The following is a 12,435-nucleotide window of genomic DNA, read 5'->3' as shown; positions in this document are numbered from 1 at the left end:
AGAGTAAACATACGCAGCTTTAGGGCCTATTGATATGGCCCTAAAGAAGGAATAGTATGCTTGCATATTAAAATGAAAACAGATGTTATTTTTTATGATTAAAAAATGTGTTTTTAGCCTAGCCCTTATTACTCTTAGCGGCTGTACGAGCCTATCGCAAGAAGAGTGCGCATACGCGAATTGGCAGCAGCTTGGCTATGATCATGGCCAATCAGGAAAAACTTACAGCCAAGGTGTTGATACCGTAACAGCCTGTCAGGAGTTTGGTATTTCACCTGACGTTGCACAGTATAAAGAAGGTTATGACAATGGCTTGCGATATTATTGTAAACCTGAAAACGGCTTTGCAGTGGGTATTCGTGGTGAGTCATTTAATGGTGTATGCAACAGCAAACAATTTCGAAAGGCGTGGGAAGAGGGCAATGATCGTTACCAAGTCGAAGTAAGAAAAACCGAAATAAAAAATCGGCTAGACACAATAAACAGACGACTTGAAGTAATCAGAAGCGAATTAAGCGCTGCAAATATATCGAGTAACGAACGTGCAGTACTAATTAACGAGCAAAGAGATCTTGATGATGAGCGCAATGATTTAAGAAGAGAGCGTGCGCTTATTCCACTGTTAAATAAGCTACCGTCAGTTCATATTGACTATGAACTATAAAAACCTTGGTACACATCAAGTTTAAAAGCGATGTGTACCAAGTGTATTATTTTAAGGCCTAAATTCAAGAGAATATTAAGCTCTACCTTGGTTGAAAATAAACACGGTCTAGCCTCGAGTCTCTTGTTTTTTTGCCTCGTTATACCACAGCGTCATAAAGCACTCTGTTAGTTTATGCTCTATTTGAAGTGCCTTGTCTGTAGGGCAAAATAGCGTAAAGCTTGCTTTAAACTCACCTATTTCAGTGGTGCCAAAATGAATTTCAGGCGCGGGGCCTGAAATTTTAGCATCCAGCTTTCTCTCAATAATTGAATTATAACGGCTTGCTACTTCTTCAAATTCTTCACAATGGCGTTTGGCTTCATCCATTAAATTTTCATAAATTGGATAAGGGTTAAAGCTTTCTTTACGGATAATAGTAAAGTGGTGTGTTGCAAAGCGTTTTACAAAGTTTAAATTTTTAATTGGGCTGGTGATCAGTTTATTATTTGGTATATATATGGTTTTTCTGGAAAATTGATAGGTGTGCATATCAATTTCATGCATAGTAGTTTTGATCCAATCAGTTTCAGCCACTTCACCATAATACTCACCAACTTGGATCCAATCGCCTATTCTAAATGGCCGTGTTGTTACCAAGTAGAAAAAGCCAATCACACATTGAATAAACTCTCGCGTAGCAAGTACAATCGCAACAGCAAATGCAGCAATAGACAGCGCAAAGTTTTGTATTTCAGTTGACCAAACAAACAGTAGTGATAACACCATCACAAAATTAATAAAATGCTTAATGTTGTGTGCAATGTAGCGAATGTCTTTTTCTTTTTTCTCAGCACGATTTCGCGCTAACTTATCAACAAGCATTTTTAGGATGAATGCAATTGTTAGCATTATCAATGAAATAAGAAATGGATGTAGTAGTATATCTTTGATCATAACTTCCTAATAGGCTGAATAAATTTAGCATTATCATAGTGGGCGCTTTATGAAACACAATGAAAGCATCGCACTTTTTACAATGGCTGTAATTTAACATTAATAACAACAAAAAACCCCTTAGAAAATTAATCCTAAGGGGTTTTTTATGTTAATAAGCGCAGGGCTTATCTCATCGTCACAAATTCCTCTGAGCCCGTTGGATGTAGTGCTACAACGGCGTCAAAATCAGCTTTGGTAGCGCCCATTTTCATAGCAACCGCAAAGCCTTGAATCATTTCATCAACAGCAAAGCCTAAGCCGTGTAAGCCAACCACTTTCTCGTCAGGGCCTGCACACACTAGCATCATGTTACATGCTTGGCGGTGCTGGGTAACTGCAGTGTACATAGCTGCAAAGCTTGATTTGTACACTTTTACGTTTTCTTCACCGTACTGTGAGACTGCCTCTTGCTCAGTTAAACCAATCGTTCCAATCGGCGGGTGACTGAATACCACGGTAGGCACTAAGCTGTAATCCATTTTCAGATCATCTGGCATGTCTTTATTAAACAACCGCTCTGACAGTGTACGCCCTGCTTTTACTGCAACAGGTGTCAGCTCAATGCCGCCTTCGATGATATCGCCTACAGCATAAACATTTTTTGCTGTGGTATTTTGGTATTCATCAACTTTAACAAAACCGCTTTCGTTTACTTCAACACCAGCAGCTGCAAGGTTAATTTTATCGGTTGTTGGCTGGCGGCCAATTGCCCAAATTACTTGGTCAACGTTTTGGCTATAACCGTTTTCAAAGTGAATGGTTAAGCTACCATCGCTTTCTTTAACCACTTCTTTTGGTGAACATTCGGTATGCAGCGTAGGGCCTTCTTTAGCCATAATATCAACCAGTGTGTCGATGATGTATGGGTCAAAGGTGCGCAGTGGTTTACTTTTACGAACAAATAAATGAGTTTCAGTGCCTAGGCTATGTAGTACGCCTGCGATCTCAACGGCAATATAACCAGCGCCCACAACAGCAACGCGTTTTGGTTGCTCGTTCAGCTCAAAAAAGCCATTTGAATCAATGCCGTGTTCAGCACCTGGAATATTTGGAATGCTAGGGCGACCGCCTACGGCAATTAAAATATGATCAGCTGTGTATAGTTCGCCATCTACTTCAACGGTTTTACTATCAATAAATTTAGCAAAACCTTTTATTACAGTAACCCCGTTTTTCGCTAGGCCATTATCATACCCTTTGTGAATACGACCAATATAAGCTTCGCGACTTTCAACTAATTTACTCCAGTTAAAATCTTTTACTTCAACATTAAAACCGTAATCAGGAGCATATAAATTAATTGCTTCAGCAATTTGAGCGCCATGCCACATTACTTTTTTTGGTACACAGCCTACGTTTACGCAGGTGCCACCCATATGTTTTGCTTCAATTAATGCAACGTTTGCGCCGCGCATTGCCGCACGGTTAGCTGAACCGATCCCGCCGCTTCCGCCGCCAATTGCAATGTAGTCAAAATGCTGAGCCATAGTTAGTCCTCAAAGATGAAATGATCATATTAACGTGATGATAGCACAAGGAAGACCTGTTAAAAGCCCCTTGTATTTCATCAGTTCGCCCCAACTTCAAAATGATATTCGCAATGATTTGAGAGCTAACATGACCGATTTAACAAATAACCCACTCGTAGGCCTTGAAGGCTTACCGCCATTTTCAAAAATTAAACCTGAGCATGTTGTCCCAGCGCTAAAACACGCAATAGAACAATGCCGTACAAAAATAGACGACGTGTTAGCTAATAAATCATTTACATGGAATGACTTGGTACTGCCACTAGAAGAAGTTGATGACAAACTGTCACGTGTTTTTTCACCGGTATCACACCTAAATTCAGTATTAAACAGCGATGCACTTCGCGAAGCGTATGAGCAATGTTTACCGATTATTTCAGAGTATTCTACCTTTGTGGGACAGCATCAAGGCCTCTATGAGGCATATAATGCATTGCACAATAGCGATGAATTTAAAAGCTTAACGACAGCTCAACAAAAATCGATCACTAATGCACTGCGCGACTTTGAGTTATCAGGTATTGCATTAGCGCCAGAGCAGCAAAAGCGTTACGGCGAAATCAGTGCGCGTTTATCTGAATTAGCAGCAAAATTTGGCAATAACGTTATGGACGCCACACTTGCTTGGCAAAAGCACATAACAGATGAAAGCGAATTAGCTGGTTTACCAGAGTCAGCATTAGCGTTGGCAGCAGAAACTGCAAAAAATAAAGAATTAGACGGTTGGGTGTTTACTTTAGATTTCCCATCTTACCTACCTATTATGATGTACGCCGATAATCGTGAGCTTCGTGAAGAAGCGTATACGGCATTTGTAACGCGCGCATCTGACCAAGGTCCGAATGCTGAGGAGTTTGATAACTCAGCGATTATGAGTGAAGAGCTAGCGCTACGTCATGAAATATCGCAGTTGTTAGGCTTTGCAAGTTATGCTGAAAAATCACTGGCAACAAAAATGGCTGAAACACCAGAGCAAGTATTCTCATTTTTAGAAGACTTAGCGGTTAAATCTAAGCCACAAGCAAAACAAGAGTTGGCTGAGCTACAAACATTCGCAAAAGAAAAACACGCTATAGAGCAGTTATCGGCATGGGATTACGCTTATTATGGTGAAAAACTAAAACAAGAAAAATACGCAATTTCAGACGAAGTGCTGCGTCCTTATTTCCCAGCAGATAAAGTGCTAGGTGGCTTATTTGAAACAGTAAACCGTTTATTTGGTATTACTGTAAAAGAGCTGAATGACATTGATACTTATCACAAAGATGTACGCTTTTTTGAAGTTTACGACAGTAGCAATACGTTACGTGGCCGTTTTTACTTAGATTTATACGCGCGTGATCATAAACGTGGTGGCGCATGGATGGACGATTGCATGGGCCGTAAAATCCGTGCCAATGGTGAGCTACAAACACCGGTTGCCTACTTAGTGTGTAACTTTAATAAAGCGGTGGGTGATAAGCCTGCACTGTTTACGCATGACGAAGTAACAACCTTGTTCCATGAGTTTGGTCACGGTATTCACCACATGCTCACCCAAGTTGATGCCGCGCCTGTGGCAGGAATTAATGGTGTTGCATGGGATGCTGTTGAGCTACCAAGTCAGTTTTTAGAAAATTGGTGTTTTGAAGAACAAGCACTTAATTTTATTTCAGGCCATTTTGAAACAGGTGAGCCATTACCAAAAGAGTTACTTGATAAGCTGCTTGCGGCTAAAAACTATAACTCAGGCATGCAAATGCTGCGTCAGATAGAGCTTTCACTGTTTGATTTTAGAATCCACAATGATTATCAAGCAGGAGATGAGTGCCAAATTCAAGCATCTTTAGATAAAGTGCGAGATCATACTGCAGTTGTTAAACCACCCGCGTTTAATCGCTTTCAGCATGGCTTTAGTCACATATTTGCAGGTGGTTATAGCGCAGGTTATTACTCATATAAATGGGCCGAGGTATTGTCAGCTGATGCTTTTTCTAAGTTTGAAGAAGAGGGAATTTTTAACGCTGAAACAGGTAAAGCCTTTATGCAGCATATTTTAGAAAAAGGCGGCAGCGAAGAACCAATGGAATTATTTAAAAACTTCCGAGGCCGTGAGCCAAATATAGACGCATTATTGCGCCATAGCGGCATTACTGCATAGTCAGTTTTTAAGTAAAAAAGCGCCTTATGGCGCTTTTTTACTATTTAGAGTAATAAATTGTCGCAAAATAATCCCTCCGTACTATGCTTTTTTAAGTAATTCATTAAAAGGGAATGGAGCATGACAAAACTGGTATTAGCGATTGACGATGATAAATACGTTCACCATGTCATTGAAGAATCATTAGCAGGGTTTTGTAAATTAATTCATGCAAAAAATGGCGAGGAAGGATTAAGGTTAGCATTAAAATACAACCCAGATATTATTTTACTCGATGTTGAAATGCCTGGTAAATCAGGTTATCAAGTCTGTACTGAATTAAAAAATAGTGACCAAACCAAAGACACGCCCGTGATGTTTTTATCAGGAAAAAGTGAATTGCCCGAGCGTGTTAAAGGGTATAACGCCGGCGCTGCAGATTACATCGTCAAGCCTTTTAACGCACAAGAATTAATGGCCCGAATACAAGTGCTTTATGAGTATCGTCAGCATTCAAATAAGCTAAAAGATGATATTAAAAAAGCGGAGATCACTGCTGAAATAGCGATGACAGATTCAGGCGATATGGGGCGAATAATGCGCTATGTTGGGCAAAGTTATCATGCCCATGATATACAAACTTTATCTGAGTATTTTTTCGAATTTTTTAAACCCCTAGATCTTGAGGTTATTGTTGCTTTTTGGTATCAGGAAATAGGCGTTTTTTGTACTACAGATGGCTGTGTTTGCCCATTAGAGCAAGAGCTGCTAGAAAAGCATCGTTATGCTAACCGATTTGTTGATTTTAGCAGTTGTACAATTATTAATTTCCCTAAAGTATCTATTTTAATTAAAAATATGCCTTTGAGTGATGTTGCACTTTATGGCCGCTATAAGGATTTATTCCCGCACCTTTTAGAGGTTACTAACGCTAAAATTCAAGATATGGAAGTAAACGAAAAAGCACTTTCGCAAGCGCATAACGTAGGCAATGCCTTTTCAGAGCTATCAGAGTTAATGTTTGCAAACAGTGATACCCGAGAGCAGGCTGTGGATCAAATGACAGAGCAATTGTCAGAAATTCGTAAAACCATGCAGCAATATCCGGAGCTAGCCAATAATCAAGCGTTAGCCCTTAATGTTGAACAGTTAGAAAAAACACAGTTATTGTTTGCATCACTCAATGATGATTTAGGATTTGTAAAATATCAGCTTAATCACATTATTGACTCACGTACTGAATTAATTGATAGCTTAAGTAAAATAGCCACACCAGAGTTTACAGATAATATTACGTCACAAACTGATATTGAGCTATTTTAGTGCTATAGCGCTTTGCAGTTGATATACTTCGCGAGCTATTTACGGTCGGAGTTTATTTTGGTTATACAGTGTCCTTTTAAAGAATTACGTCATTATCTTACTGGTATTGAGCAGCGCTTTGGGCTTGAAAAATGGGCTGCAGAAACGTCTGGTTTTTCACTTCATTATGGTGAAGATGGTTTAACACTTCGTAAAACAGATGAGCCAAAGCTTGGCGCGATAAGCGTTGACTTTGTGACCGGAGCGGTTGCCCATAGGCGCAAGTTTGGGGGTGGTAAAGGTCAATCAATTGCTAAAGCGGTAGGGTTAAATAAAGGCGCCACACCCGTTGTACTTGATGCAACAGCAGGGCTTGGCCGCGATGGTTTTGTTTTAGCATCTTTAGGCTGTAAAGTGATTTTACATGAACGCCATCCAGTTGTTGCCGCATTACTTTATGATGGCTTAGAGCGTGCTTATAACGACATTGAAATAGGCCCATGGATGAAAGAAAACATGAGCTTAGTGTTTGGTTCAAGTCATACATTATTGGCCCAATGTGAAAGTATGCCCGACGTGGTTTACCTTGATCCTATGTTTCCGCATCGTGAAAAGTCTGCATTAGTAAAAAAAGAAATGCGGGTATTTCAAGACTTAGTAGGAGCAGACAACGATGCTGATGACTTACTTGAATTTGCATATCCTCTTGCCAGTAAGCGCGTTGTAGTTAAGCGTCCCGATTACGCGCCATTTTTGAACAACAAAACCCCCAGCATGCAAATTAAAACGAAAAAGAACCGCTTCGATGTTTATGTAAAAGCGGCAATGGTATAAGTCTTTTTTCTTATTAAATGTTTTTGTCCCCATTAATTTATGTGTTTTAGTGGTTTTTCATTAAACTGTCATAAATAGTTAATAGTGTAAGCGCGCAGTCATTCAGAGGAATCAACTCATGCGCGTGTCATCATTTACTCGTTTATTAGCTATTTTGTTGGCGCTCGCCAGTTTACTTTTAGGCGGTACTTTGTATTGGGCAAGTCAAACCTTAGTTAAATTAGAGCACCAAGATCAATCATATAACCAGCTAAAAAATAGTATATTAATTGATCTTGAAAGCTCGTTAGAAGATTATTTAGACCAAGGTGATAGCCAATATTTGGGGCAAGCATCTGATTTAATTACAGAGTTAAAAAACACTCAACTCACCATTTTACCCACGATTTTAAAGCAGCAGTTAAACTCACAACTGAGCCAACTTGATACAGATATAAAAGGCAAATACCGCGCTCTTGGTAAACTTTCAGGTAATGAAACCGCATTGCTGGATAATGCCTTGAGGCAAATGGCTGGATCAGCATCTTCACTAATTAGTTATGCTAACAAGTCTGCACAGCAAAATACGAATACACACACTTATTACCAACTCGCCAGTGATTATTACAGCGAAGTCACAACCTTGTCGCTTTTTACTTATCAATTGATCCTTAATTTTGATCAAGACACCCAAAAAAACTTACAGCAAAGCGTAAACAACTTAAACCACTTAGCACAGCAAATTGAAAGCCTTGAAAATTTAGGTGTGATGAGTGACGTTGATGAAGACAGTTTATTTATAGATGAAGAAGCTGAAGATTTAGCTGATGAGATAAAAGCAGAGTTAAGTAGTTGGCCTAATCGTTATCCGCGTGATTTAGCTAATACCATAGATCAGGCTCAGCAGCGTCAAGTTGGTATACATGCTTTACGTAAGCAAATCAGTACATTGTCTGGCACAGTCATAAATGCAGAGCAACAACTTAAAGCCGAGCAAGGTATTTTAAAGCAACAAGTATTAGTGGTGTTTTGTGTTGCGATAGGCATGTTAGTGATACTTGCAGTGGGTGTATACGTTGTGCAACGTAACCAAGTATTAACGCCGTTACGCCAATTACGAGATGGGTTTGCATTTTTGATTGAAAGCAATGAATTAAAAAATATTGAAAGTAAAAACCCAAAAACCGAAGTCGGTGAAATCGCTAATTATTTTAACCAACTAATTGAACAGCAACGTATTGAAGCGCAAGAGCGGGCACAAATGCTCAAGGTTGTTAACGATTTTATGCAAGAAATGAGTGTGCATTTACACACGATTAGTCAGCAAACAGATGCTAGTCATCATCAAGTGGAGCAAAATCAAAGTTTACTGGCTGATATTCAACAAATAGGTGAGCAGGTAAATGCTATTAATGGTCAAGTTGCAGATAACGCCAAGCATACTTTCTCAGCAATGGATAAAAGCTTAGGGTTTGCAGAAAATATGCTAAGTGCAAGCTCGCATACACAAGAACGTGTAGGGCAAGGTTTACATAGCCTACAAGAGCTATTAAGTGGCGTACAAGATGTAGGCCAAATTATAGAGGTTATTCGGAACATTGCTGATCAAACTAATTTACTTGCACTTAATGCTGCCATTGAATCTGCACGAGCAGGGGAGCATGGCCGGGGATTTGCGGTTGTGGCTGACGAAGTGCGTAAGTTAGCACGGCAAACACAAGGCTCATTGAGTGATATAAATAATCAGTTGAACCTATTAAGTGAAAATTCCACCATGGTCTCAACTCAAATTTCGGCGCTGGCAGATGATGCCCAATTGCAAACAAGTAATGCTCAAGATCTTAAACGCAACTCAGAAGGAGTGGCAAGTAGCGCACAAGATGCAAATAAAGTGGCATTTGATGCAATGGAATTAGCAAAGCAGCAAAACTCACTATTAGATAATTTTAGTCAATCAATGCAAAGCATGAAAGGGCAAGTGAGTGAATCAAGCAACTTAGTGAGCGACATTCACCAACGCTTGCAACAACAGATGCAAACAATCCGTGGTAGCTTGGGGTTATGATGGTAGGGTTGATTTTGCTTTTGTGATACTTTTAGTCGCAATGAATCCAGAGTCAATTTAAAAGGAAATACCATGATTTCTCAAAACCAAACATTACCAGCGGTTAGCCTTACACAATTAACCGAAGACGGCATGCAAACGCTGACCAACGAAACGTTGTTTGCGGGTAAAAAAGTAGTGTTATTTGCAGTGCCTGGCGCGTTTACACCCACGTGTTCAAATGCACATTTACCAGAGTTTATTACGCTTGCTGATAAAATCAAAGCCAACGGCGTGGATGCTATTTACTGCGTATCAGTGAACGATGCATTTGTAATGAAAGCATGGGGCGAAGCGCATAACGCACAAGAAATTGAAATGCTAGCTGATGGCGATGCCAGCTTTACAAAAGCACTTGGGTTAGATAAAGATACAGCCGGTTTTGGTGGTGTTAGATCAACGCGTTACGCAATGATTGTTGATGACCAAAAAGTGACAGGTCTATTTGTTGAGCAAGGTAAAGAGTTTGTAGTAAGTAGAGCTGAAGCGGTACTTGCTGAACTTTAAACTTGAAGAATAAAGCTAAACTAAAAAAGCCGAACTCTCGTTCGGCTAAAAATTACCAGGGGAACTGGCTAAGTTAGTAAGCGTGATTTTTACTCACGCTATACTTTATGGCTTGTACTGAGCGTCGATAGTAACACCTGAAAATGTACTATACGCATTAGCACTTAAATGCCATGTTCCAGCTTGTGGATTAGTAAAGGTACATGTTTCAGCGTTACCATTTTTGTACGGACGACAATCATAGCTAGACGTTGTTGGTCGGCTACCAGCTTTAACAAATAAATCCGCATCACCAGTACCACCAGACATAGTCACTGTAAAGCTTGCCATACCTGCTGGTACATCTAGCGTATAATGTTTCCATTGACCTGCACTTGCTGAAATGTCAGCAACAGTGCCGCCGCCAGCTTGTGGTGCACCCGTGCCACCGCCTGAAGTGGTTAGATTACCCACTAAACTAACAGCAGAGTAAGCAGAGTAACCGCGTAGCATTACATGATAAGTCCCAGCGGTAGGGTTATCGATAGAGCACTCTTCACTGTTGCCCCCTTTGTATGGGCGACAATCGTAAGTTGATGACGTTGGTTTGCTGCCTGCACGCACATACATATCAGCATCACCTGAACCACCGCTCATTGTAAATGTCACGTTTGTAGCACCATTTGGTACGGTCATTGTGTAAAAAGTTTCGCTATTTGCAGCGCCGCTTAACCCTGTTTTTGCTTGGCCATCAGCAAGTTCATTACCACCTGGTGGTGGTGTAGTACCACCTGACGCAGCAGCAACGGCCGCAGCGGCATCAACAATACCTGTACCACAGTTATTACATGTTGCAGCAAATGAACGTGTTGTTGATTTTAAGATGCTTTCAATTTCATCAGGCGTTGCATTTGGTTTAGCTTGCTTGATAAGTGCAGCAACACCGGCAACGTGAGGTGCCGCCATTGATGTACCTTGTGAGTAATGATAGCTGTCACCCGTTGGGCTAGATGAACCTGAGTTATGCGTTGAAAGCACACCTTCAGAATCATTAGCAAAGCTTTGCGCGCCACCTGGTGCTGCAATATCAATGTTAGAACCATAGTTTGAATAGTAAGCACGGCCACCATTACGGCCAACCGATGCCACATTAACAACACCACTACAGTTACCAGGGTTATAGTTTGCAGAGTTATCGTTATCATTACCTGCTGCAATAACAATTACAGTACCATTGCCACGAGCTTGATTGATTGCAGACTGAGTTGTTGAACTACAAGAACCCGCGCCGCCTAAACTCATATTAATTACATCAGCTGGGTTTGCGTTACTCGGTACGCCGGATACAGAACCACCTGATGCCCAAATAATACCGTCGGCGATATCAGACGTTAAACCACCACACTTACCAAGTACACGTACAGGCACAACTTTAGAATCATACGCAACACCAGCAACACCTTCGCCATTATTAGTTACAGCGGCAACAGTACCCGCAACATGAGTTCCATGCCAGCTAGAGTTTTGGTTAGATGCTGGAACTGGTTGGCCCAATTGATTTGTGCCACATTCACCAGTATTAGTTGCATCACCCGGATCGCGCGCATCGCTATCACGTGCGCCACCATCGTTAGCTACAAACGTATCTGAGATCATGTCATAGCCAGGTAAAATATTGGCATTTAAATCAACATGTGGACGATAACCAGTATCAAGTACAGCAACGACTACACCGCTACCTGTTGCAGTATCCCATGCTGTTGGTAAGTTAAGACCACCCGCTTGCTCATAATAATGCCATTGATCGTTGTAACGCGGATCGTTAGGCGTAGCAAACGGCTGTAACATTTGGTCAATTTCGATGTATTCAACATTGCCAGATGCAATCATCTCTTGCATGAATTCTTGTGTTTCATCAGCGTTAAGGTTTTTGTCTACACGCATAACGTGATGATTACTTAATGCCATTGGGCGAACATATTGCGCCTTAACTTTAGCTTTCTTGCTTGTAAATGCACTCACAAAACCTTGCGCTTTTTGGTTCATCATTTGTGGGCTTGCGTCAGCAACCGAGAAAGTAGCCATATCATTACTGTTATTTTTATATTTAATGATAAAGCGAGTACCAAGTGCACTTTGCCCTTGAAGCTTAGCTGTTGTGTCAGCCATTGATGGCATGATTACTTGACTTGGATTAGCCATGCTTGATGATGCAGCGAAAAGCGTGCCCAAAGTGAGGGCTACAGCGCATTTTTTAAATGTTGTACTTGTTGTCATAATTATCCCTAGATTGTTATTGGTTTCTTCGCAATGAGATGTCGCGAAGTGGTACAAAGGTAAATTATATGTTAAAAAGGTTAAAATAACGTTTTGTTATGTATGTCTCTACTTTGGTTATATGGAGATGTTTAAATGGCCAAGTTTACTTATCTAATTGATT

At 40.5% G+C, this 12,435-nt stretch carries 9 protein-coding genes; 6 read left to right on the top strand and 3 right to left on the bottom strand.

The window, feature by feature from the left end:
- The first annotated feature begins 94 nt into the window (after positions 1–94).
- A complete protein-coding gene (locus A7967_RS13765; protein ID WP_064435816.1) occupies positions 95–664 on the top strand; it encodes a DUF2799 domain-containing protein in 570 nt (189 codons plus the stop codon).
- Positions 665–772: 108 nt separating this feature from the next.
- Here A7967_RS13765 and A7967_RS13760 read toward each other — a convergent pair whose 3' ends face one another.
- Both A7967_RS13760 and gorA read right to left on the bottom strand, forming a co-directional pair.
- Positions 773–1,600, bottom strand: a complete 828-nt coding sequence (locus tag A7967_RS13760) for a mechanosensitive ion channel family protein (RefSeq protein WP_054204828.1) — start codon at positions 1,598–1,600, stop codon at positions 773–775.
- 167 nt (positions 1,601–1,767) lie between these two features.
- Positions 1,768–3,129 (bottom strand): glutathione-disulfide reductase, encoded by a 1,362-nt coding sequence (gorA, locus tag A7967_RS13755; protein ID WP_054204827.1) that lies wholly within the window; start codon positions 3,127–3,129, stop codon positions 1,768–1,770.
- Positions 3,130–3,259: 130 nt separating this feature from the next.
- On the opposite strand from gorA, the gene prlC reads away from it, so the two are divergent.
- The 5 genes from prlC to A7967_RS13730 all read left to right on the top strand — a co-directional run bounded on the left by prlC (position 3,260) and on the right by A7967_RS13730 (position 10,016).
- A complete protein-coding gene (gene prlC / locus A7967_RS13750) occupies positions 3,260–5,311 on the top strand; it encodes an oligopeptidase A (RefSeq protein ID WP_064435806.1) in 2,052 nt (683 codons plus the stop codon).
- Between the two features lie 120 nt (positions 5,312–5,431).
- Complete coding sequence (locus A7967_RS13745; RefSeq protein WP_054204825.1) at positions 5,432–6,613, top strand: response regulator; 1,182 nt, start codon at positions 5,432–5,434, stop codon at positions 6,611–6,613.
- Between the two features lie 57 nt (positions 6,614–6,670).
- Entirely contained in the window at positions 6,671–7,426 is a 756-nt protein-coding gene (locus A7967_RS13740; protein ID WP_054204824.1) for a class I SAM-dependent methyltransferase, read from the top strand.
- Positions 7,427–7,544: 118 nt separating this feature from the next.
- Positions 7,545–9,470, top strand: a complete 1,926-nt coding sequence (locus tag A7967_RS13735) for a methyl-accepting chemotaxis protein (protein WP_064435805.1) — start codon at positions 7,545–7,547, stop codon at positions 9,468–9,470.
- 72 nt (positions 9,471–9,542) lie between these two features.
- Positions 9,543–10,016, top strand: a complete 474-nt coding sequence (locus tag A7967_RS13730; RefSeq protein ID WP_054204822.1) for a peroxiredoxin — start codon at positions 9,543–9,545, stop codon at positions 10,014–10,016.
- 105 nt (positions 10,017–10,121) lie between these two features.
- On the opposite strand, the gene A7967_RS13725 is transcribed toward A7967_RS13730, so the two are convergent.
- A complete protein-coding gene (locus A7967_RS13725; RefSeq protein ID WP_064435804.1) occupies positions 10,122–12,272 on the bottom strand; it encodes a S8 family peptidase in 2,151 nt (716 codons plus the stop codon).
- Positions 12,273–12,435 lie beyond the last annotated feature (163 nt).

The sequence above is a fragment of the Pseudoalteromonas neustonica genome, from assembly GCF_001653135.1.
In the GTDB taxonomy this organism is placed as follows: domain Bacteria; phylum Pseudomonadota; class Gammaproteobacteria; order Enterobacterales; family Alteromonadaceae; genus Pseudoalteromonas; species Pseudoalteromonas neustonica.
Note: the sequence above shows the minus strand (reverse complement) of the source record. Positions and strands in the feature narration are given on the sequence as shown.

What these genes read in the sequence shown, in the direction of transcription:
- A7967_RS13765 (WP_064435816.1), top strand. Translation starts at nt 95, where the DNA reads ATGATTAAAAAATGTGTTTTTAGCCTAGCCCTTATTACTCTTAGCGGC.
- A7967_RS13760 (WP_054204828.1), bottom strand. Translation starts at nt 1,600, where the DNA reads ATGATCAAAGATATACTACTACATCCATTTCTTATTTCATTGATAATG.
- gorA (WP_054204827.1), bottom strand. Translation starts at nt 3,129, where the DNA reads ATGGCTCAGCATTTTGACTACATTGCAATTGGCGGCGGAAGCGGCGGG.
- prlC (WP_064435806.1), top strand. Translation starts at nt 3,260, where the DNA reads ATGACCGATTTAACAAATAACCCACTCGTAGGCCTTGAAGGCTTACCG.
- A7967_RS13745 (WP_054204825.1), top strand. Translation starts at nt 5,432, where the DNA reads ATGACAAAACTGGTATTAGCGATTGACGATGATAAATACGTTCACCAT.
- A7967_RS13735 (WP_064435805.1), top strand. Translation starts at nt 7,545, where the DNA reads ATGCGCGTGTCATCATTTACTCGTTTATTAGCTATTTTGTTGGCGCTC.
- A7967_RS13730 (WP_054204822.1), top strand. Translation starts at nt 9,543, where the DNA reads ATGATTTCTCAAAACCAAACATTACCAGCGGTTAGCCTTACACAATTA.
- A7967_RS13725 (WP_064435804.1), bottom strand. Translation starts at nt 12,272, where the DNA reads ATGACAACAAGTACAACATTTAAAAAATGCGCTGTAGCCCTCACTTTG.